We start from the raw sequence: 22697 nt of genomic DNA on the forward strand, positions 1-22697 counted from the left end.
TTAATTAGTGCTTCCTTACAATGGAAACTTATATAAAGCGATTAGAGTTTTGTAATGTTTATTGTAAATGCACCTTCCGGCATATCTACTGAATCTTCATAAGATCCTACATTGATATAATATTCTGTTCCTGCAGTGGTTGTAATAGTCTTTGTTTCAGCAGAGCCTCCGCCACCATTATCTTGTGTTCCTACACAAACCAAACTATTACAATTTCCAGTATAGATTCCTATTTTAGGATCAAAAGAAGTTGCTGCAGGAGCAACCTTAATGGTATACTGACTGCCATCTCCTGTAAATTTAAACCATAAACCATCATTCATCCCATCATTAGCACATGCTAAAATAAATCCGCTATTATTAGTGGAAGACATTCCATCAGCCTGGGTATAAGCATAAGGAAATGCAGAAACCTGCAAAGCTCCGGAACATGCATCATTTACAGGTATTGGAGGAATTGTTTTAAAAGTATAATCTGCACAGCCGGAAGATTCTCCATTAGCTGATACAGCAGTTACTTTTAAATAATAATTAGTATCATTATTAAGAACAATAGATGGAGAGAGATTATAACCTACACCATTTACAGTTTGATGGTTGATAACTTCCGTTCCGCCAGGAGTTGTTCCTAAAGATATCCTATAAGAATTTGCTCCCATCACAGACTGCCAGCTAATACTAGGTGACAAAGGAACAAATTGCGCATTATTGGCAGGTGAAATTACAAATGGACAGCCTGGAGTAAGGTTAGCCGCTAAGCCAGAAATAGTTACTGCAGATTTATAATCTACTCTTATCCCACCTGGTGGAGATGCAGGATCAACAACATTCCGATCACCTTTATAAACAAGAGTGGAATTTTGTAAATAGGGATAAACTCGAAAAACCTCATCAAAATTATTAATGTCGATACTTGGTGAATTTTCTTTTGCCGCAATCACTAAGTTATCTGTATTATTATAAGCGAATGGAGTTGTAAAAACTATTTCAACCTTGTTACCATTCTTATTGACTGTACCTGCAAATACCTGAGTCAGTTGAGCGGCAGGAACCCAATCTGTATTGGATGCAAAAAATACTTTTGGGGTGTGACCGAGATAAACCGTCCAATTAGAGGAATCATTAATGGTTGCTGATGGATCAAGATAAAAAGTTAAACCTGTTATATTTCCAGCAGTACTGGCATTTATTTCCTGTTTAGGAAAGATTTGCTGAACATAAGAGTAAGAAAAAAAACTGCTCACTGGTGCAGAGCCCACACTTCCACTACCTATATTGATATTGATCTGAGCATTAACTGCAAACACTACAAAGAACAGAGCTAAAAGTAAAATTCTTTTCATTATTAATAATATTACTATTGAATACAATGCTAATTTAACAATAAAATATTGATTATTGTAATAAAAAAAATTATTCAATCATATCTATTAATTAAGATGAATGCTTTTAGTACAAATCCCATCATTTAAATAAAACATTTAAACATTCAATAACAAAATAACCATTAACTTAAAAACAAAAACAAATAACCGTTATTTTTAATACATATTTTAATATATTTACATTAAATATCAACGATATGTATAAAAGACTATTTTTTGCAAGTCTATTCATTACAGGCCTCTTCAAATCACAGACAACCACTGTGACGAATTTGATTTCAGATGCTGTATACTATGATGGTTATGCTAATACCACCACTGAACCCGTTCCTTCTGGCCTGATCAGGCTGGGCAATACAAAATATGCAAGAAAACTTACAGATGCAGAATTGAACTCTTTTAAGGCAAAAATTGCCATGAGAGTAACCATAGGTGCACTATGTGATAACTACGATCGTCTGGGAGAGGTATTTTTGGCTCTGGTTCCTAAAAACCAACCTACTTATACTATGAATGACGCTAATGTGAAAAGAATTGAAGCAGCCCGTTACATCACTCCCTTCATGAATAAAAACCGAGCTCCAATAGAAGTCCCATTCACTTATGACATCAGCAATCTGTACAGCGTATTTCATAATACAGAACTGCGAAATGCTTATGATATGTATATGGAACTTGATGTTTTTGGAGTACCTTATGCTGCACAGACACAAGTTGCAGGCTGTGCAAATAGAATTGATGTTTTTTCAGGAAACCTGACTTTCTTCTCAACTGACGTAGGAGCCACTCCTACAGATTACAATACATTGGTTCCTATATTAAGTTATAATAAACTCAACAACTACAACAGTACTGATACTCCAGGAGAAACAGTAAGACTTGTCACATTCAATCTTCCTACCGCTGTCACCAATGCTCGCTTTTTTGTAATCTCCACTCCGCATGGAGCTGGTGCAGGTGGTGAAGAATATGTTAGAAGACAAAACTACACCTATATAGATGATGTACAGGTATTGACCTATACTCCAGGTGGAATTTCCTGTGAACCTTTCAGAGCATATAATACACAAGGTAACGGAATCTATCAAACTACTCCTGCAACTTTTGCACAATGGACTTCATGGAACAACTGGTGCCCGGGCAACTCGGTTCCTATCAGAGGTTTTACTTTACCCTCTATGACTGCCGGAAATCACACTTTAAAACATACAATCCCTACTGCTGTTTTTAATGGACAGGATGGTGATGTATTTTTATCTGTTTATATGCAGGGGAAAAGCAATGCCTCTTTACATGTAGAGGAGGTAAAAACAATAGATGTAAATATCTATCCTAATCCTACTACTGATTTTGTCAATATAAAATCGAAAGAAGATGTCACATCCATGACCCTTTTCAGTATGGATGGAAGAAAACTGGCTGAAGTTTATAGAGAAAACAGAATCAATCTTTCATCATACAGTACTGGAATTTATTTTTTAAATATTGTTTTGAAGGATGGAACCACTTTTAAGCATAAAGTCATCAAAAAATAATCAATTTCAATAAGAACAGGAAAGTAAATCTTCCTTAAAAATCTCTTTAAAAAGGATAAAATAATTCATAAAAAACAGTTAATAAAATAATAAAAAGCCTTCCCTTGACAAAAATCATCGGAGGGTTTTTAGCTTCATAAAAATTGATAAATATCTAAAAAGGAGAAGTTAAATTTTCTAAAACCCATTATGATCCCATCAAATTTTCCCGTAAAAAGAAAATAATAAATAATGCGTTTTTCCGGCATTATAGAACTTTTACTTTAATCCATTCCCCAAAAAATTGTCATTTTCAGTTTATTAAACTATTTTTGGTGATTAAAATTTCTGCAAAATGAATTATCATTTTCAAGCACACAGACAGGTAAGAAGAAACCTTTTTAGATATCCTGCAGAACACTTCTCATGAGGATCTTCTGCTGATTCCGGATGGCTTCAACAACAATATTTACTGGAATATCGCCCACACCGTTGCTACTCAGCAGCTTTTGCATTATTATTTAAGCGGAAACCCTTTCCGTATTGATAAATATTGGGTTGAAACGTACAAAAAAGGAACATTACCCAACTTAAATGTTCAAAAATCTGAGGTAGAAGATCTGGAGTTTTTACTGACAGAAACCTCTAAAATCTTAATGAAGGATTATGACAGCGACTTCTTTTCAGACTACACTCCTTATACCACAAGTTTCGGGATGGATCTGAAGAGCATTCAGGATGCTATTATCTTTAACAATATGCATGAAAGCCTACATTACGGGTATGTAATGTCTCAAAAAAGAGCAATTCTAGGAGAAAAATATTAGTAGGAAGCTGGAAGAAAGGGAGCTGGAAGCTAGAAGTGGTACAATCTCCACGGATCTCCAACCCTGGAACCGGATAACCTTAAACATAAAATTTTATACAAATCAATGAAAGACGATTTTATTTTCGGGCTGCGTCCCGTGATTGAAGCAATTGAAGCGGGAAAAACGATTGACAAGATCTTTGTGCAAAATGCACTTCAAGGTCCTATTTATGCTGAACTAAAAGCGATTTTAGCGAAAAATAAAATCCGTCCCAATTATGTTCCGATTGAAAAACTGAACCGTTTTACAAGAAAAAACCACCAGGGTGTGGTTGCTTTTATTTCGGATGTTCCGTTTCATAAAGTGGAGGATCTTATTCCACAATTATTTGAGGAAGGTAAAACTCCTTTCCTGTTGATTCTGGACAGACTTACAGATGTAAGAAACTTTGGAGCGATCTGCAGAACGGCAGAATGTGTAGGGATAGATGCTGTTATTATTCCTGAAAAAGGAGCAGCTCCTATCAATTCTGACGCCATTAAAACGTCTGCAGGTGCTATTTATAATATTAAGATCTGTAAGGAAAACAACCTTGCTCATGCAGTAGACTTCCTTCAACAGAGCGGAATTACTGTATTTTCAGCATCTGAAAAAGCTCAGAAACTTATCTATGATGTAAACTTCACAGAACCATGTGCTATTGTTATGGGAAATGAGGAAACAGGTATTTCTAAAGAAGTATTGCATCATTCTGACGAAAAAATAAAACTTCCTATTGAAGGAAAAACTCAATCTCTGAATGTTTCCGTAGCATGTGGAGCCATCCTTTATGAAGCGGTGAGACAGAAGAGTTTGAAAATAAATTAATTCGATAACACACAACACTTAAAAAAATTAAAAATGAAAAACATAGCAGCAATAGCGCTATTATCATCTATAGCTCTGGTATCTTGTAAAAAAGAAACGGCAAAAATCACAAAAGTAGATCCTAAAACAGGAAAAACAGTAACCGTAGAAGTTCCTGCTGATTCTGTTGCAAAGGTGGCAGAAAATCCTGCTATCAGAGACTCTGCTGGAATCGTTACTCAGACTTTCAAACTTGAAAAAGGGAAAACATATCCTCTTACTACTTACCAGAGAGACGTAAAAACAATGACGGATCCTCAGGGGAAATCCATCACAGCAACTGCAGAATCTACAGATGAAATGAACTTCACTGTAAATGATATCAAAGGAAACGTTTATGAAATGACGCTTAACCTGGTTTCTAAAAGAAGCTCTCAGTCTGCACAGGGTAAAACAGTTGTGGTAGATACTAAACAAGCTCTTCCGAAAGAAGATGATCTTAAAATGATCTGGAATATCAACAAAGCGCTTACCAGCAATAAGCTTGATATGAAAATGGATACAAAAGGAAATGTGATTTCTATTACAGGTTTTGATGCTGTTTATACCAAAGTAACAACAGCTCTTACACCCTTAATTAAGGATGCCAATGAAAGAGCAAGCGTTGTAGCAAGTCTTAAGCAGTCTTTTAATGAGAAAGTATTGAAAGACCAGTTCAGTAAAAACCTTTCCATCATTCCTAAAAAAGGGGTGAAAGTAGGTGAAAAATGGACAACTTCTGAAAATGCAGACCCAAGCGGAACCATCAAGGTAACTTCAAACTATGTTTTAAAAAGCCTTGGGAACGGAACTGCTGAAATTGCTGTAAGCGGAGGAATTCCTAAGAAAACTGAAAAGAAAGCTCAGGGACCTATCACCCATAGCATGAGCAGTGAACTTGCTCAAAACGGAACCATCAAATTTGACGAAAGTACAGGATGGATTACCAACCAAAACATCAACGTAAAAACGACGCAGATAGAAACTATTTCAGACGGAAAACAATCTCAATCTATGAAGAGTGTTTCCAATTCTTCTGTAATGGTAAACCCTTCTGCAAAGTAAATAAGTTTGAGGGTTTGAGAGTTTTAGAATTTGAGTGCTTTATTGTAACCGATAAAGCACTATCAACAAACAACTTTTAACTTTTTTAGATCTTAAATATAATTTATTATGAAGTACATTCTTGAGTTAGTACTGTCCGCTATTATTATTTTCTTTGTCTGGAATATTCTGAAAAGAATTTTTTTTAAGACATTTTACAGCTACAGGTTCAATAACCAACAGCAAAATAATTCAAAGCAAGATATCAACAACTCGAATAAGAATAACAATAAGAACCTTAAATGGGATGCGGAAACCGTAGATTATGAAGAGGTAAAAGAGAGTAATGGTAAAAGGTAAAAAATCCAAGAAATAAAAGATAATAACCAGCATGGCAAAAAATAAAAACTTAATTTATATTGCAGTTTCATTAGTAGTATTTATAGTTTTAGCATTTTTATATTCAACTCCTGTATTTTCAGGAAAACAGCTTTTCCAGCATGATATTGTGCAATACAGAGGAGGAGCAAAAGAACTTCTAGACTATAGAGCTAACACAGGAAATGAAACCTATTGGAGTGACTCTATGTTCGGGGGAATGCCGACTTATCAGATGGGTAGCCAGTTTAAAGGGGACATCATTAAGAAAATCGACAGCAACCTGAATTTCCTGCCAAGACCGGTCAATTATCTCTTCCTGCTTTTTGCAGGTTTTTTCCTTTTGGGAATGGTAGTGGTCAGAAACTGGAAGTATGCCTTATTGGGCGCCACTTTCTTTGGGCTTTCCACTTATTTCTATATCATTATTGCTGCGGGACATAATGGTAAAGTAAATACTATTGAATATTTCGCTCCGCTTTTAGCAGGGATTTTACTGGTTTATATCAGAAAACAATACATCTGGGGATTCATTGTCACTACTCTGTTTATGGGACTTCAAATTGCAGCGAACCACCCACAGATGACCTATTATCTGTTTTTAGCTCTAGGATTTTTATTCCTTTCTGAATTAATCAGAGCGATCCAGAAAAAAACTCCGATGAAACACTTCCTTATTTCTTCAGGAATCATCGCAGCTTCTTGTATTATTGGGGTTGGAATGAATTCCCAAAGAATCATGGCCAATTCTGAATATGTAAAAGAAACCGTTCGTGGAAAACAGATCTTAACCAATGACAGCCATACTTCAGGAAAATCCGGAATGGATAAGGAAAGTATGTTGATGTGGAGCTACGGGCAACTGGAAACACTAAACCTTTTCATTCCAAGATTAATGGGTGGCGGAAGCCAGGAACCAGAAGCTAAGGAAATGATGAACAAGGTACAGGAGCTTGTTCAGGAAAATGTAGGTTCACAGGCTGAAATGGACAGAATTTCAAAAGGGTTCAGCGGAATGACGTATTGGGGAGACCAGCCGGGAACCTCAGGCCCCGCTTATCAGGGAGCTATTGTATGTTTCCTTGCCCTGTTAGGATTCTTTTTTGCATCGAAAAAATACCGTTACTGGATCTTAGGAGCTTCTATTCTGACTATCTTACTGGCGTGGGGAAGTAACTTTATGCCGTTATCTGATTTCTTTATTGATTACGTTCCGTTTTACAATAAGTTCAGAGCACCATCTTCTATCCTTGTGGTAGTAGAGTTATTATTCCCTCTCATCGCTATTATAGGATTATACAGATTCTTCACAGATGAAAAACTGACTGAAGAATACAAACAGAAAATCCTGATGTATGTAAGTGGCGGAACATTAGGCTTACTATTAATTCTTTTAATCTTCGGTAAATCATTACTAGGATTTTCTACAGCAGGTGAGAAGACCTATTTCCCACCTTTCCTGTTGGATTATTTAGTAGATGAGAGATATAAACTGTTCAAAGCAGATGCTTTAAAGGCGTTTATGTATGTAGCTATTGCTGCTGCTGCCCTATTCTTGAGCTTAAAGAAAAAACTTAATCCTAACATTGCTTTGGTAGTGATTGGTTTGGTAAGTTTATTTGATCTGTGGACAGTGAACAAACGTTATTTAAATGACGAAAATTATGTAGACAAGATCTTTGCAGAAAATCCTTTCCAGACAGAAAGTTCAGATTTATTAGCTGAAAAAGTACAGGGGAATCCAAATCTTGAATCCATTTTATCTAATGTAAATATCAATAAAACCTTAGAGACCATTGCAGATAAAGATAAAGCTCACTACAGAATTTACAACCAAACCCTTGGTGTTACCAGTGAAACAAATACCTCTTATTTTAAAGCCTCTATTGGTGGTTACCACGCTGTAAAACTGAGAAGATATGATGATGTACTCAATGAGTATATCAACAATACCGACACTGTAAAAACGCCAAGAATATTAAACTTACTGAATGCAAAATACATGGTTTTCGGAGGCCCGGATCAGCCTCAGGTTGTTCCGAATCCTAAAGCGAACGGAAATGCATGGTTCGTAAGCGATCTTAAGTTTGTAGATACTCCTAACGAGGAAATTAAATACATCGGGGAAATCGACAACAAAAAAACAGCGGTGATTGCCTCTTCTGATAAGGCTTATTTCAGCAATAAACCAGTTCAGGCAGATTCAACTGCGTTTATCAATTTAACAAAATACCAACCTAACGAGTTAGAATTTAAATCTCAGTCGAAGACCCCTCAATTGGCTGTTTTCTCTGAAGTATATTATCCTCACGGCTGGAAAGTTCTTATCGATGAAAAAGAGGTTCCTTACATTAAAGCAGATTATTTACTTCGTGCCGTACATGTTCCTGCCGGAAATCATCACATCAGAATGGTATTTGAGCCGGAAGTGATTGAAAAAGGAAAATGGATCTCTTTGTTAAGCTTCGGATTATTTATTGCCCTGGCAGCCTTTGGAATGTTCTGGATGAATAAGAATAAGAAAAAAGAAACTTTAGTTGAACAGAAAGCCTAATCTTAAACATTGCGCTTTGTCATTCTAAATGAAGCATAGCGCAATGAAGAATCTCAAATTAAAATGAAAACATTAGGAACTCATAATTACTATGTTTATATAATGACCAACAAAATAAAAACAGTACTATACACAGGAGTTACCAATGATTTGAAAAGCAGATTATATTGGCATCAACATCCAGAAGCTATTGATAGAAGTTTCACATCAAAATTTAAATACTTTTATTTAATTTATTTTGAACATTTTGATGACATTGAGACCGCAATAAGAAGAGAAAAGCAAATAAAGGGCTGGACCAGAGAAAAAAAAGAAACCTTAATTACAGAATTTAATTCCGATTGGAAATTTCTGAATGAAGAGATAGAATGAGATTCTTCACTACGCTTCGCTTCGTTCAGAATGACAAATGAATAATAGACGATTCATAAAAAATGGAACAAAATAAAATATTGATTATCACCTATTACTGGCCTCCTGCGGGAGGTCCTGGTGTTCAAAGATGGCTGAAGTTCGCCAAATATCTACCGGATTTTGGCTGGAAACCGGTGATCTATACCCCGGAAAATCCAAGTTATCCATTGATGGATGAAACCTTGATGAAGGATGTTCCTGAAAACATTGAAATCGTAAGAACAAAAATATGGGAGCCTTATCAACTGGCTGAAAAGCTTAATAAAAGCAACAAAAAATTCAAGGCCGGGCAATTTGATGTAGGAAAAAACCAAAGCTGGAAATCCAAACTCTCGATATGGGTAAGAGGCAATTTTTTCATTCCTGATGCCAGAGTTTTCTGGGTAAAACCATCTATTAAATTTCTGGAAAAATATTTACAGGAAAATAAGATTGACACCATCGTAACCTCAGGCCCACCCCACTCTCTTCACCTGATTGGATTAGGCTTAAAAGATAAATTACCAAATTTAAAATGGATTGCAGATTTCCGTGATCCATGGACAGAGATTTCCTATTATAAACATCTGAAACTTACCAAAAGTTCAGACAAAAAGCATCGCCAACTGGAAAGCGCTGTCTTCAAAAATGCTGATATTACTTTGGCCACAAGTTATACAGATGCTGATCATTTCAGAAAAGCTGGAGCCAACGCCATTTGTATCACCAATGGTTTTGATGAGAGTGATTCCAATGAGAAAGCTGCAAAACAAAAAGAGACCAATACATCTTTTGTGTTAAGCTATATCGGAGTACTGGAGCAGCTTAGAAATCCTGAGAATCTTTGGAAAGCTCTGGATGAACTGATAAAGGAAAATGCAGAATTTGCAAAGCATTTCAGCTTAAAGTTTGTAGGAAGAATTGATGACAGGATCCTCTATACTATTGAAAATTCCAGTCTGAAAAATCACATCCTGAATCTTGGATATCTCTCTCATGGCAAAGCGGTTGAAGAAATGCAGACGTCAGAAATGCTGCTGATTACCAATTTCCCTAATGAATCTTCAAAAGGAATTATCCCCGGAAAGATATTTGAATATCTGGCATCCGGAAAACAGATTCTTTCATTTGGACCTAATCAGGCTGATGTTGCTAAAATACTGGAAGAAACCCACGCCGGCAAACATTTCAGCTATAACGATTCCGAAACGGTAAAAAGATTTATCCTTGAAAAATTTGAGCTTTGGAAAAACGGAAATTTCTCTAAAAACACTCAGCATATCGAACAGTTTTCAAGAAAAAACCTAACAAAGCAACTGGTTGATATTTTATAAGGAAAGGAAGTTAGAAGCTGGAAGAAGGAAGTTATGAAATAGGGAAAAACAATTATCATTTTCAAAATATGATTGAAAACCACGAGTATTTTTTATAACTAAAGCTTCTTCCAGCTTCCCTCTTCTTATATTGTCCATTGGTCATTCACCACAGCAATCAGATAGTATTTCCCCTGAAATTCTTCAAATACCAAACGGATTGTTTTCCAATCCATTTCACCATTCTTTTCAGTTCCTTTAATATAGTTTTCTGTAAAATCTTTTTTAGGATAGATTTTTTCAAGATTATTCAATGAATTTCCACCCCCAATAAATTTGTTCAACGAATATTGGGAAGTAGTAAAATCAGCAGCAAAGACCCATTTTCCAAAATAATCGTTGATGGTGGCTTTATAGGGATCTCCGGAACCATCCTTTGCTCCCCATGTAAATAATGTTTTTGTGGGTTGGTATTTTTCAAAATCTTCTTTGGAAAAATGTTTATCCGCTTTAGGGTCTACAAAAGCATACATAGAGAAAGTAATACCTTTCTCAGGATGAATCAGTGATGCTAATGTTTTGTAATCCTTAGCTTTTAAAGCCTTCAAAACTTCATCATTAGTCATTTTAATATCACTTTCTTTCTTCACTTTCTCCTTAGCCATTGCAGCACTGTCCAGTGGTTTTACACGCGTAACCGTATCAATTTCGCTGGGAACAGGCTTTCCTGCTTCTTTCTTACAGGCAACCACCAGGCTCAGCATAAGGATTGAAACGAATAGTTTTTTCATATCTTTTAGTTTTGTAATAGCTAGAAAAGCACCAAAACTGATGCCAATGCGGGATGCGAGATGTGAGGCACACAGGGTTATAATCATTTCAAATCTAAAAGTATGAGTTTCCGGCTTTCCTTTTCAGACCATCCCGTCTCTCATCTATCCGTCTATTATATAAATGTCTATTATCTCCTCCCCAATGAATACTTTTTCCCAATTACATCGTACCTTTGGAATATGGAAATTTTGGATATTCTCATTATAGGAGCAGGCCCTATCGGCATCAACTGTGCTATTGAAGCCCAGAAAAACAACTTGAATTATTTAATCATAGAAAAAGGAACCATTGTTAATTCACTATACCATTATCCTTTGTATATGAGGTTCTTTTCAACAGCTGAAAAACTGGAAATTGATGGAACTCCTTTTATTTCCACGGCTCCCAAACCTGGAAGGCAGGATGCTTTGGAATATTACCAGGGAATTGCCCGACAAAAGGATCTGAATATTCACCTTTACGAAAAAGTGCTGAACCTATCCAAAACACTTGACATATTTGATATTGAAACCACAAAAGGAATTTACAAGGCTAAAAACGTAGTGATTGCCACCGGGTTTTATGATATTCCCAACCTGATGAATATTCCAGGTGAGGAACTTCCTAAAGTGAAACATTATTATACTGAACCTTATCCGTATGCAAGACAGAAAGTAGTCGTGGTAGGATCCAGCAATTCAGCAGTGGATGCTGCTCTTGAAACCTATAGAAAAGGAGCTGAAGTTACCATGATTGTCCGTCATTCCGAAATTTCAAAAAGTGTAAAATATTGGGTAAAACCGGATATTGAAAACCGGATCACAGAAGGAAGTATTAAAGCTCATTTTAATGCAGAAATGGTAGAGGTAAAAGAAAATTCTGTAATCTTTAAAGATGAAAACAACCATATTCATGAGATTGAAAATGATTTTGTTCTGGCCATGACAGGCTACCTTCCTGATTTTGAATTTCTGAAAAATGCAGGCATTGAATTGAATGGTCATTGTCTGAATCCATATTATAACCTTGAAACCATGGAAACAAATGTTCCCAATGTCTATCTTGCAGGAGTAGTCTGTGGAGGAAAAGATACTCACCTGTGGTTTATTGAAAATTCCAGGATTCATGCCAGTATGATTGTTAACTCCATTCTGTCTAAGTATCCTGAAAAACATTCATAATTTTAATTATTTAATAAAAAAATACAGACTCATTATAAAAAACAGAGGATACAGATGAAGAGGCAGGTATAAAAACAAAATATATGACTAATAACCGTTTATTTTTGGGATTCTTTTTTCTTCTTCTGTTAGTGAGTTGCAAAGAAGAACATGGGAAGGATAAACATCCGGATATTCCCCTTTTCCCAGTCACTTCTAATCCCAATATCGTAGTACAACCAATAGCAAGCGAGGTCGATAAAATTTTCTATAATGATTCTACCTTGATTTATACCCATTATGGAGACAGTATAAGTTTTTATTCTGCTCGCACTGGTATGAGTCATCGTATGAAAAGTCATGTTTTTGTATATGGTGATGGCTTTTTTATTGTAGAAAATAAAGAAGGAAAATATGAATTACTTAATGATATTACTTTAGAAAAACAGGAAATAAAAACCATTGACGAATCTGCCAGATATAAAAGAGGAGAAGATAGTTTAAGAAACATCAACACTCAAAAATCCGACTATGAAATCAATCAGACCAATGATTCTTTATTTATCAATTATTTTTCTACTACATATAATATCCCGAAAGATAAAATTCCATTTACATACAATCTGAAAAAAGGAGACCTTTATGTACATACAGGACAGGACCAATTGATAGTAATGAATGTTCCTGAATCATTGGATAAATTTTTAAATCCTCTATTACAGCCCACTGCCAAAAAAATACGCCCAAAATTTAAAAGGCATTTCACTCCTTTTGAAGATGGTTCACCCCAAAATAATATTTTTGAAGGATACGACTATGCCATGATGAGTAAATTCTGGGTATGGGGCGGCGGCGGAAATCATTATGTTCTTGCTATCCCTCATATGGTAGAAGCTGGGTATTATTATACCAATATATCTATGAATCGGCAGAAGGGGAAATTCAAAATAATGTCAAGCAGCGATCCGAAATTGAATACAATACCTAATGCAATCAACAACCAATTGTATTTTGTAAATAACAGACAACTGTATAAAGTTTTCACAAAATAGAACATGGGTACAATAAATATTATTCCTATTATCATTACAATACTACAGCTGGCCGGAATCAGCCGTGTGTGGTATACTTATTTATATGAAGACGGGCAAATTCCTAAATCATTCATAGAGTTTAATATTTTAGCTCTATTCAGTATGGGTATATTAGTGCTTTTCAGATGTAAATATTTTAATCCCGGAAAAAAAACAGGGCTATGGTTCTTGCCTATCAGTATTTCATTTCTCATCATTATCGTATTGATGATTTCTTATATATTGATGGGAATTGATAAATACAAATAAAGCATACCAAGCACAAAAACCATGAAAATTAATCCTATTATCATTTTAAATATATCCATCACTATTTTTCTAATCATTGCAGTTATGGTTATTGTTTTGATGGTAAAAAATGAGATGAATTTGTATTATATTTCAGCTGCTTTCATGGTAAATTTCCTTCTGCTTTTTATTTTGTATACTATCAACAAAGGAATTCCCACTTCCAACAATACAGAGGAAATCAGTAAGTATAAAGCCAAACTATTATATCATCAGGACTGCTTTACAATTGTTACCTACACTCAGGATCTCATCATTCACTGGAGGGATATAGAAGCTATTTTCTTTATCAATTCCCCTCCTCTTGACGGGGAATATCATACGATGGAATATCGGATTTTTTTAAATAAAAAACCCGAAGTAATAAGAAAGCAGCCCCTTAAATGGTATGACAAAATCCTACCTGAGCCTAAACAGGAAGAATTTCCAATGATTAAAATTGATGATTATTACCATATTGATTTTAATACATTTTATCCATCCCTTGAAAAGTTCTTACTTACCGAAAAAATATCATCTGATTTCCTAAACGGCAAATTTGCAAATGAGGTGAAGTATACCCAAAAAGAGAATAAAACTATTGGTGTTCCTTACAATAAACAACTTAAGACAACAGGCTTTTACAAAATATTTGACAAAGGAACTTCTGCTGATAGCGGTAGTTTAAAAGATTACAGAGAACAGGCAACCGAAATATAACTTTTTAACCACCTGGGATAACAAAAAAATTGAATTTAAACTCATGAGTACTGAAACATTAAGAACAATGGTCTTCAACCGGGAAGGTTTTATTCTCAATATTCCCATATTGGATGAAATTCATTTCTTTGCCTGGGATTCCATTGATACGATTCTTTATGGTTCTGAAATACTATACCATGATCATTCAGAATTTATTATCTATCTGAATCGGCCGCCGGTCATTAAGCTAAAGGAAAATGCATGGTGGTTGAACAGGCTTACCTTTTGGATCAAAAACAGGAAAAATAAAAAGATCAGAATCTCCGATGAATGGAACAGGGATTTTTCAGGTTTTATTAATAATGTACAAAAATATCTTCCGGATGTTCAGGAGATTGATTTTAAAGAAGATAAAAGGAAAGGAGTTCTTATCAGCAGAAACGAAATAAAAAAAAGCAACAGTTCTGTAATCATAGAAAGATGGAAACCGGAAAGAACCACAACGCTTCCATGGAAAATGGTATATGACCGGTATCACAGAAGCGTTGAGGATATTTACAATAGAGATAAAGGAATATAAAATAAATCCAAAAAATTTGTTGAATACTCTACTACAGAGAATCCTATAATAGTATACATCCATTTATTTCCAACTTTTACAAAATAAATTATAAAGCAGCTCAAAAACGGGCTGCTTTATAATTTTATATAATTATGATTTTATTCAAAAAAAATTATTATTCATAAAAAATAAATATTCTATTTTTTTAATACAATATGATTTTCAACGAAAAAATAATCATAAAATAATGACAATCAGTTATTTAACATAAAATAAAATATTTCAAACATATGAGATAAATTTATACTTTTAGCAAAGTTATTATCATTTTAATAACGAAAAGAACCCAAAAATAAAAACATGAAAAAAAAAATCTACCTACTTTTGGCTATTGCTGCCATAGGAGGCCAAAGTCTGTACGCACAGAGCTTCTGGAAAAAAACAAAAGTCAATGAAAGAAATTTAATTGAATCCAAAAGGAACATCGGAGCTGATTACTCTAACACCTACACACTGGATATCAATCAATTGAAATCAGTATTACAAACAGCACCTGTATCTAAAACAGGAATAGTTACCCCGTCTTCTGTAATCATAGACATTCCCGGACTAGATGGAAAGTTTGAAAAATACACCATCTATGAGACTCCCAATATGTCTCCAGAATTGGCTGCTAAATTTCCGGAGATAAAATCTTATCGAGGGGTATCAGTAAAAGACTCCGAAAAAAGAATAAGCTTTTCCATATCACCTAAGGGAATAAAGATGATTCTATTCTCCAATCAAAAACCAGTGGTAATAGAGCCTGCAACAAAGGATGCTTCTGTATATTTGGTAAGCCCAGCAGTGCCCGAACAGCTACCTAATCCCATTAATCCTGGCTGTTCAATGGAAGAAGGTAAAGGCAGTTCAAGCCATAAAAAGGAAAATTTCCCTACTGACAACACTAATGATAAGAAATTCAGGACTTATCGTTTGGCAGTATCTGTAGATGGAGAGTTCAGTGAATTTCATGGAGGTTCCATCGTCAATTCTTTGGCGGCAGTCAATGATTTGATGAGCTATATCAATCCTGTATATGAAAGAGATTTGTCCATTCATATGAACCTTATCAACAATAATGACCAAATCATTTTCCTGAATAAGGCCACAGACCCTTATACAGTTCCCATAATCCCAATTCTGGGGATTCTTACAGGTGATGACTTAAATTCTCAGCTTCAAAAAACTCTTACACAAACCATAGGAGAGGCCAATTATGATATTGGTGTCTTATTCACCAATCAAACAGGTGGTGGAAATGCTGGAAAAATTCAAGCAGTATGTGTGGATGGAGGAGCAACGATAACTCCGGCTCCAATTTTTGGTTACAAGATCGTTCTTGGCAAAGGAGCTGCCTATGCAGGCCCCGTAAATGGAACAGGGCCACAAGGTTTTGTGTATGCCATGGTCATTGGGCATGAAATGGGACATCAATATGGAGCCAATCATACTTTTTCACGCCCTGAAGGTGATGGTAGTGCCACTGCACCTGAAACCGGGGCCAACAGAGAGCCAGGAAGTGGAACTACCATCATGGGATATCCAGGGGTAACAGGAACTCATGATGTTGCAAATAAGCATAGTGATCAGTTTTTACATTACAGCATCAGTCAAATCAATAATTATATCAAAACAACAAGTTGTGCGGCTACAACGGATATTTCTAATAATCCTCCTATCGTTAATGCAGGTCCTGACTATACGATACCTAAGGGAACGGCATTCAAACTAACAGCTATAGCAAGTGATCCCGATAATAACACCCTAACCTATTCATGGGAGGAAGCTGATATCTCACCTCCCAATCCTGCAGGCTCAGGAACAAATGGTGTTTATTCTTATCCGGACCGCATGTCTGCTACAACCCCTAATTTCAGGGTATACCCACCTACTTCAATTCCTACAAGATACCTCCCACCGCTTAACGAAGTTCTTGAAGGCAGCTTATACAGTACCTGGAATATGACTTCTGACGTGGCCCGAAGTATGAAATTCATAAGTTTGGTACGAGATAATGCTACTGGTGGTGGACAGACGGCAACAGATGAAGCCATCGTAAATGTAGATGCAAGCACCGGTCCATTTAAAATTACATCCCTATCATTAAATCAGAATTACTCATCCGGATCCACGCATCTTTTAAAATGGAATGTGGCCGGCACCAACGCAGCTCCCATCAATACTCAGTCTGTTAATATTTTAATTTCAACGGATGAGGGAACTACTTTCACTCCGCTTATTTCTAATACGGCTAACGATGGAGAGGAAATGATTACCATTCCTTCTACCCCTTCAAAAAAAGCATTCATCATTGTAGAATCTGTAGGAAACATCTATTATGCGGCAAGTCCTGCCTTCGCTATTGATTACAATATCACCATGAACTGTACTCAATATCCGGCTGATGGGACATTTGCATTCAGCCCGGGTTCTCCCGCCAATATTAATATCAATGTTGCCAATACAACTTTGATTGAGGATATTAATATCATCATGGATCTTACCTACACTGATATTAAAGAATCAGCCTTAATACTTAAAAGTCCCACAGATCAAGGTAATCAGATATTCTGGCTTGGAAACTGCTCAGGAACCAATGTACTGAAAGCCACATTTGACCAGGAGGGAGAATCTCCGGTCATGAACTGCAATAATCTGGGAACCAATCCACATATAGAACCTATAAGATTGGATCTAAGCAAATATTATGGCCAAAGTCCAAATGGAAACTGGCTTATAAAAGCATTACATACTTCTGATGTTCTTAACAATGTTACAGCAAACAGTAGTTCCGGAACAGTAAATGCTGCTGCCATTGAACTTTGTACCAGACAACCAATCTCTACCCTCGCAGTAAATGATAGGGTATTAGAAAAAGATGGATTCCAAATCTATCCTAACCCATCCAATGGCAAGTTCAATGTTCTGATGAAGAAGAATACTGCTACAGAGGTACACATCTTTGATATTGCCGGAAGATTGGTACACAGCCAGACTGGTATTACCAATGAAACTCGTATAGATCTTACCAGCTTTGCAAAAGGAAACTATATTATGGTCTTCAATGTAGATGGCAAAAAAGTAGCAAAAAAGGTAATTATCAAATAAACTTCAAATAGTTATATTCAATGAAAAACCCAACCGAAAGATGATTTGGTTGGGTTTTGTATGTTGGGTAAGAAAAGGCTTATCATTTTAAACCCAATCTTCTTCCACATTCTTTTTATCTTTAAGCATCCATGGAATGACAAAATAAAGAGCAACCGCAATCCCTGTCGCCAGTACTCCGGTTCCAATCCACAAAGTATTAAACCCTAATTTCTCTGCAATCAGGGTTCCTATATAAGGTGTAATGATAAATGCTATGGAAAAAGATATCCCGTTCAGTCCCATATAAGCTCCTTTATTATGGGCTCCAGAACGCAGTGCCGTAATGGTTGACATAAAAGGCAGTGTCCAGATTTCCCCGATACAAAGCAATGTCATAGAAACCAATAAAGTAATCATACTATAATCAAAAGCCATCATTGCATAAGAAAATCCACAGATAAGTGTTCCTATCAGCATGGTAAACGCAAGACTAAAATACTTTTCCGCAACCTGTACCAGCCCCATTTCCAACAGAACAATCAGGAATCCGCTATAGCCAAGAATATAACCGATATTCTGCTGACTTAAATGTGCTGTATCTTTATAAAAAATTGTTAATGTGCTGAATAACTGAAAGAAACAAACAGAAAACAGCATACATAATATACAGTAAATCAAAAACTTACCATCTTTATAAGGTGAATTTTCTTTTTTAACCGCTATAGCCTCTTTTACTTTTTTCGCTTCTTGTTTAGCCAGTTTTGCGCGGCCTTTAAAGAACCAGATATACATTAAGCCAGCCAATAAAGCAGCCAATGCATTACTATAGAACAAAAATTCATAGGAAATAGCAGACAGGATTCCTCCCAATGCAGGACCTATGGAAAAACCTAAGTTAACGGCCATACGGTTCAGTGAAAAAGCTCTGGTTATATTTTCGGGCTTCGCATACTTTGTAATTGCCACCGAGTTTGCGGGACGGAATGTTTCACTTACAATACTCTGAGCGAGGATAATTCCCGCTAAACCAACTTCGGTTTCAAATAAAGGAATCATACAAAACAAAGGCACACTGAGCAATAAACTCAAACTCTGTACTCTATATTCACCAATCTTATCGGTGATCATTCCGCCAAACCATGAACCAATAACCGACCCGATTCCAAAAAAGCTCAGGACAATTCCTGAATTCTCAATGCTAAAATGTAAATGATCTGTCATATAAACTCCCAAAAAAGGAAGTACCATAGAACCTGCCCTGTTGATGAGCATTACCAACGCCAGCATCCAACTCTCCTGCGAGAGTCCTTTGAAAGAACTCGTGTATACGTTTATTAGTTTCACAATAATATTTGGGGGAAATTTGAAAGTGCAAAGTTAGGTAAAAATAGCCTCAAACACCTTTATTTTAAGCCTTTTTTATAAATAACATTCATAAAAACAAACAATTGGCTGTATCTTAATAAAAACGAATATTTTTGATACATAAGACCTAAAAACATTTATAAAATTCGTAAATTGCAGTAACAACAGGTTTTTTAATCTAATTTTTAAAAAAACACCTATAAAAAATCAATCAATACGTAAGAATGGTAACCTACGAGAACTTGCACGATACTCTTTCTTTTTACAGTATTGACTGCTGCCAATCCTACTATATCTCCTCCGGAAAACCCATTTTTGAATTTCCTGAGGCTCCCTTCAGAATGGATTACTATGCCTTGTGCATCTGTACTGCTGGAGAAGTAAGTGTTGAAATTGACCATCATCAATATAAGGCAGATACCCACAGCATTCTGGTTGCTGCTCCGTCTACTATTATAAAATTCATGAAAACGAGTCATGATTTTATGATGAAACTATTATTCTTCGACAAAAATTTTCTGATCAAAAATATCTCTAATCCTTTTATCATCGAAAAAATGAACCTCTTCTCAAAAGGTTCCTACAGCATTGTAAAAACTACACCCAAAAACTCTTTGGTGCTTCAAAACCTACTGAACTATCTCAAAAAGAAATCCAGAAAACAGGGTAAATTCACTGAGGAAATTGTTCGTACCATTATTTTCAATCTTCTGCTGGAAACTGCAGAAATTATAGAAGCGAAACATTCTGCAAATTCTGATAAGGAAGAAGGTAAAAAAGATCTCTACCTTAAATTCAGTCGGCTGATCCGGGAAAACATCAGACAACATAGAACAGTTCAGTTTTATGCCGATCAACTTTGTGTCTCCAACAAATACCTTATCGAAATCATTAAAAAAGCCAGCGGAAAGACTCCTCACGAGGTCATTGATGAAGCTCTATTGAAAGAAGCTTATGCTATGCTGGGAAATCCCGACATTACCATTTCTGAAATAGCTTTTGAGCTTCAGTTCAATTCCACCTCAGCATTCGGACGTTTTTTCAAAAAACATACTTCCGTATCGCCTTCTGAGTATAGAATAACGGAAAATATTCAGTCGTAGGAATTTCGGGATACTAATTCTGACATTAAGGATATACATTACATTTCGAATAGAGGTACCTTTATAATGTTCATTAAAAACAAGATAAAATGAGTACAATCAATTCAAAATTCGACAAAGTTTTAAATACCTCTGATCAGTTTGGAAAAGTAAACCACGAACCGGATTCAAGCAAGGAAGTTCAGATTAACACCCCTGAAAAAACAATGCCTTTTTCAGATCAAATCGGAAACTATCAAAGAAATAAAGGAATCCCTTTACAATCCTACGAAAATAGTAAAATCTACATTGTCGGAAGCGGAATTGCAGGGATGTCTGCAGCCTACTATTTCATCCGTGACGGCCATGTTCCAGGAAAAAACATCATTTTCCTCGATCAGCTTGCGATTGAAGGCGGCTCACTAGACGGAGCCGGAAATGCAAAAGATGGATATATCATCCGTGGTGGACGTGAAATGGATATGACTTATGAAAATCTATGGGATATATTCCAGGATATTCCCGCGCTGGAATTGCCTGCCCCTTACAGCGTTTTGGATGAATACCGCCTCATCAATGATAATGATCCAAACTATTCTAAAGCAAGATTAATTCATAACCAAGGTCAGATTCAGGATTTCAGCAAATTCGGGTTGGAAAAAAAAGACCAGCTGGCTATTGTGAAACTTTTATTAAAGAAAAAAGAGGAACTTGACGACCTTAGCATTGAAGATTATTTCTCAGAATCATTCCTAAACAGTAATTTCTGGTTCTTCTGGCGTTCTATGTTTGCTTTTGAAAACTGGCATAGTTTATTGGAACTAAAACTGTACATGCATAGATTCCTTCACGCTATTGATGGAATGAAAGACTTTTCATGCCTCGTATTCCCTAAATATAATCAGTATGACACCTTTGTTACCCCTTTAAAAAACTTTTTAGTAGAAAAAGGAGTACAGATTCAGTTTGATACTCTGGTCAAAGATCTTGACGTTCATATCAACACAGAAGGAAAAACGGTAGAAGGGATTATTACTGAACAAAATGGAGAAGAAGTGAGAATACCGATCAGCAAGGATGATTATGTGATTGTGACCACCGGATCTATGACCGAAAGCACTTTCTACGGTGATAACAATACCGTTCCTGAAGTGACCATAGACAACAGCAGTGCAGGACAAAGTGCCGGATGGAAATTATGGAAAAACCTGGCAGCCAAGTCTGAAGTTTTCGGGAAACCTGAAAAATTCTGTAGCCATATTGAAAAGTCATCATGGGAATCTGCAACATTAACGTGTCGTCCTTCAGCATTTACTGAAAAGTTAAAAGAATTATGTGTGAACGATCCTTATTCTGGAAAAACAGCTACAGGAGGTATTATCACGATTACAGATTCTAATTGGGTGATGAGTTTTACCTGCAACAGACAGCCGCACTTCCCTACCCAGCCGGATGATATCCTTGTAGTATGGGTATATGCATTACTAATGGATAAAGAAGGAAATCATATCAAAAAAACAATGCCGGAATGTACCGGGAACGAAATCCTTGCTGAACTATGCCATCATCTTGGAATGACGGATCAATTGGATCATGTTATTGAAAATACAATCGTTCGTACAGCATTTATGCCTTATATCACCTCCATGTTTATGCCTAGAGCCCAAGGAGACCGTCCGAGAGTGGTTCCTGAAGGGTGTACCAATTTAGGACTGGTAGGACAATTCGTAGAAACCAATAATGATGTGGTATTTACGATGGAAAGCTCTGTAAGAACAGCCAGAATAGCGGTATATAATCTTCTTAACCTCAACAAACAGGTACCGGATATTAATCCGTTACAGTATGACATCCGACATTTACTAAAAGCTACTCAGGCATTAAATGACTATAAACCTTTCCTAGGAGAAGGAATTCTAAGAAAAATCCTGAAAAATACTTACTTTGAGCATATATTGGTTGACCGACCTGAAGAAAAAGAGGAACATGAATCTTTCTTTATGGAGCAGGTTGGTAAATTTCAGGATTGGATCAAAGGAGTGAAAAGCTAAAACTTTGGGCAATTAATTTTGGAAAACGCGAAGGTGTAAGAAAGTGTTTTCAAATTATTTTATAATCTTATTTCTATGTGGTAAACTAAAAATTAAATTATTTTTTGAACCATATGGATACATAGCTTTTTATAGATAATTTTTAAGCCATTAAGAAAAAATGTGATTTTAAGGGAATTAAATAGAGCTTTACC

General features: G+C 35.9%; 18 protein-coding genes and 1 pseudogene. 16 read left to right on the plus strand and 3 right to left on the minus strand.

Annotation, left to right across the window (positions count from 1 at the left end):
- Window positions 1–41 precede the first annotated feature (41 nt).
- Entirely contained in the window at window positions 42–1343 is a 1302-nt protein-coding gene (locus tag CHSO_RS25180; RefSeq protein ID WP_052480664.1) for a hypothetical protein, read from the minus strand.
- Between the two features lie 239 nt (window positions 1344–1582).
- Here CHSO_RS25180 and CHSO_RS19335 point away from each other — a divergent pair, with 239 nt between their 5' ends.
- The 8 genes and pseudogenes from CHSO_RS19335 (at window position 1583) to CHSO_RS19370 (ending at window position 10296) form a co-directional block, all read left to right on the plus strand.
- A complete protein-coding gene (locus tag CHSO_RS19335; RefSeq protein WP_052480665.1) occupies window positions 1583–2920 on the plus strand; it encodes a peptide-N-glycosidase F-related protein in 1338 nt (445 codons plus the stop codon).
- Window positions 2921–3254: 334 nt separating this feature from the next.
- Window positions 3255–3726 (plus strand): annotated as a pseudogene (locus CHSO_RS19340) (DinB family protein).
- 105 nt (window positions 3727–3831) lie between these two features.
- The gene (gene rlmB, locus CHSO_RS19345; RefSeq protein WP_045499714.1) at window positions 3832–4575 is read left to right on the plus strand and encodes a 23S rRNA (guanosine(2251)-2'-O)-methyltransferase RlmB; all 744 of its coding nucleotides are present in this window, start codon (window positions 3832–3834) and stop codon (window positions 4573–4575) included.
- A gap of 33 nt (window positions 4576–4608) precedes the next feature.
- Window positions 4609–5658: a DUF6263 family protein gene (locus CHSO_RS19350; protein ID WP_045499717.1), complete on the plus strand. Its 1050-nt coding sequence runs from the start codon at window positions 4609–4611 to the stop codon at window positions 5656–5658.
- A gap of 108 nt (window positions 5659–5766) precedes the next feature.
- Window positions 5767–5997 (plus strand): hypothetical protein, encoded by a 231-nt coding sequence (locus CHSO_RS19355; protein WP_045499720.1) that lies wholly within the window; start codon window positions 5767–5769, stop codon window positions 5995–5997.
- 31 nt (window positions 5998–6028) lie between these two features.
- Entirely contained in the window at window positions 6029–8569 is a 2541-nt protein-coding gene (locus tag CHSO_RS19360) for a YfhO family protein (protein WP_045499722.1), read from the plus strand.
- Window positions 8570–8632: 63 nt separating this feature from the next.
- A complete protein-coding gene (locus tag CHSO_RS19365) occupies window positions 8633–8941 on the plus strand; it encodes a GIY-YIG nuclease family protein (RefSeq protein ID WP_045499724.1) in 309 nt (102 codons plus the stop codon).
- 62 nt (window positions 8942–9003) lie between these two features.
- Complete coding sequence (locus tag CHSO_RS19370) at window positions 9004–10296, plus strand: glycosyl transferase family 1 (RefSeq protein WP_045499727.1); 1293 nt, start codon at window positions 9004–9006, stop codon at window positions 10294–10296.
- 125 nt (window positions 10297–10421) lie between these two features.
- Here CHSO_RS19370 and CHSO_RS19375 read toward each other — a convergent pair whose 3' ends face one another.
- Entirely contained in the window at window positions 10422–11066 is a 645-nt protein-coding gene (locus CHSO_RS19375) for a hypothetical protein (RefSeq protein WP_045499730.1), read from the minus strand.
- Window positions 11067–11288: 222 nt separating this feature from the next.
- Here CHSO_RS19375 and CHSO_RS19380 point away from each other — a divergent pair, with 222 nt between their 5' ends.
- The 6 genes from CHSO_RS19380 to CHSO_RS19410 all read left to right on the plus strand — a co-directional run bounded on the left by CHSO_RS19380 (window position 11289) and on the right by CHSO_RS19410 (window position 18023).
- The gene (locus tag CHSO_RS19380; protein WP_045499734.1) at window positions 11289–12269 is read left to right on the plus strand and encodes a YpdA family putative bacillithiol disulfide reductase; all 981 of its coding nucleotides are present in this window, start codon (window positions 11289–11291) and stop codon (window positions 12267–12269) included.
- Between the two features lie 83 nt (window positions 12270–12352).
- Window positions 12353–13300 carry a hypothetical protein gene (locus CHSO_RS19390; protein ID WP_144428988.1) on the plus strand — a complete coding sequence of 316 codons (948 nt, stop codon included), beginning with the start codon at window positions 12353–12355 and terminating at the stop codon, window positions 13298–13300.
- A gap of 3 nt (window positions 13301–13303) precedes the next feature.
- Window positions 13304–13591: a hypothetical protein gene (locus CHSO_RS19395; protein WP_045499744.1), complete on the plus strand. Its 288-nt coding sequence runs from the start codon at window positions 13304–13306 to the stop codon at window positions 13589–13591.
- A gap of 21 nt (window positions 13592–13612) precedes the next feature.
- Window positions 13613–14329, plus strand: a complete 717-nt coding sequence (locus CHSO_RS19400) for a hypothetical protein (RefSeq protein WP_045499747.1) — start codon at window positions 13613–13615, stop codon at window positions 14327–14329.
- A gap of 43 nt (window positions 14330–14372) precedes the next feature.
- Window positions 14373–14891 (plus strand): hypothetical protein, encoded by a 519-nt coding sequence (locus tag CHSO_RS19405; RefSeq protein WP_045499750.1) that lies wholly within the window; start codon window positions 14373–14375, stop codon window positions 14889–14891.
- A gap of 342 nt (window positions 14892–15233) precedes the next feature.
- Window positions 15234–18023: a reprolysin-like metallopeptidase gene (locus tag CHSO_RS19410; protein ID WP_045499753.1), complete on the plus strand. Its 2790-nt coding sequence runs from the start codon at window positions 15234–15236 to the stop codon at window positions 18021–18023.
- 87 nt (window positions 18024–18110) lie between these two features.
- Here CHSO_RS19410 and CHSO_RS19415 read toward each other — a convergent pair whose 3' ends face one another.
- Entirely contained in the window at window positions 18111–19292 is a 1182-nt protein-coding gene (locus CHSO_RS19415) for an MFS transporter (protein ID WP_084221034.1), read from the minus strand.
- A gap of 302 nt (window positions 19293–19594) precedes the next feature.
- Between CHSO_RS19415 and CHSO_RS19420 the strand changes: the two genes are divergently transcribed.
- Both CHSO_RS19420 and CHSO_RS19425 read left to right on the plus strand, forming a co-directional pair.
- Window positions 19595–20473, plus strand: coding sequence for an AraC family transcriptional regulator (locus tag CHSO_RS19420; protein ID WP_045499759.1), 879 nt, complete (start codon window positions 19595–19597; stop codon window positions 20471–20473).
- 89 nt (window positions 20474–20562) lie between these two features.
- Window positions 20563–22503, plus strand: a complete 1941-nt coding sequence (locus tag CHSO_RS19425; RefSeq protein ID WP_045499763.1) for an oleate hydratase — start codon at window positions 20563–20565, stop codon at window positions 22501–22503.
- The last annotated feature ends 194 nt before the right edge of the window (window positions 22504–22697 follow it).

The sequence above is a fragment of the Chryseobacterium sp. StRB126 genome, from assembly GCF_000829375.1.
Lineage (GTDB): Bacteria > Bacteroidota > Bacteroidia > Flavobacteriales > Weeksellaceae > Chryseobacterium.